The sequence below is a fragment of the Streptomyces sp. ActVer genome (assembly GCF_027270795.1).
In the GTDB taxonomy this organism is placed as follows: domain Bacteria; phylum Actinomycetota; class Actinomycetes; order Streptomycetales; family Streptomycetaceae; genus Streptomyces; species Streptomyces umbrinus_A.
Window position 1 is genome coordinate 1 of the sequence record NZ_JAPWHT010000923.1, and the last position, 1,127, is coordinate 1,127.

Consider the following 1,127-nt stretch of genomic DNA (forward strand, 5'->3'; position numbering starts at 1 on the left):
GGACGCCATGGCCGAAGGCAAGGTGCTCCTTGCCCAGGCGGGTGACGTCGAAGCGGTCGGCGTCCACCCCGTGGTCCCCGGGGTTACCCAGGAGCAGCAGCAGCCCGGGGGAGGGCCCCAGGGCGATCCCGGCGCCGATGCCGCTCGACCTGCCCTGCGCGTCGATCAGCCAGTGGGCGAGCGGCACCCCAAGCGCCGCGGCGACGAGGACCGCGGCCAGTGCCGTGCACCCCGTGGCCGTCACCGTGACCGCGGTGATCTGCCGCGGGGTCAGCCCGATCGCCTTCAGCGCCAGCAGGTCTCGCTCGCCCTCGCGTACCGTGCCGCCGATCGCCGTGAGCAGCTCGATGAGGCCGATCAGCGCCAGCACGGCGATCAGTCCCACGACGACTCCGCGCAGCGGCGAGAGCCCGTCGGCCGGGTTCGGCACGGCGTGCACGCTGATGTCTCCGTGCGCGGCCTCGGTCAGCTCCGCGGCCACCCGCTGAGGGTCCGCGCCGGGGCGCAGCTGGAGCTGGTAGAGGGCCGGTCCGAGCCCCGGGTCGTTCTCCCGGAGGGTGTCGAGCGAGGTGGAGATGACCCGGCCGCCGTTCTCCGGCTCGATGCTGCGCCCGACGATGTGCAGGATCTGCGGCTGCGCGCCCACCGTGATCCGCACCCAGTCCCCGACGCGCACGTCCAGCAGGTCGAGCAGTCCCTGACCGGCCACGGCCTCGTCGGGACCGCGCGCGGGGCGCCCCTCCGCCAGCGAGAACGGGTACGGATCCTCGTACGTGCCGAGTCCGCGCAGGGCGATAGTGCCCGTCTGGCCGGGGACCAGGGCGGCCACCTCGACGCCCGGGTGGACGGCGTCGACCTGCGGGTTCCGGGCCAGCAGGGCGCGTACGTCCGGATCGGTCAGGGTCTCGTCGGCCCGTACGGTGAGCGCGGCCGCGAGACCGATCTGGTCGGGCCTGGTCTGGAAGCGGTCGATGGTGGTCCAGGCGCTCATCGCCACGACGATCAGCAGCAGCGGCAGCGCCAGCCGGGCGAGCGTGGCCAGCGAGCGGGGGCGGCGCGAGAACGCCTTGTGCCAGCCCAGGACCAGCGCGGACGGCAGCCGCAGCCCGAGCGCCCCGCGCGCCAGG

Annotated in this window: 1 protein-coding gene; it reads right to left on the minus strand. The window is 74.6% G+C overall.

Annotated elements, in window-relative coordinates:
• A partial coding sequence (locus O3Q52_RS53365) for an ABC transporter permease (RefSeq protein ID WP_269655583.1) occupies positions 1-1,127 on the minus strand: 1,127 nt, incomplete at both ends.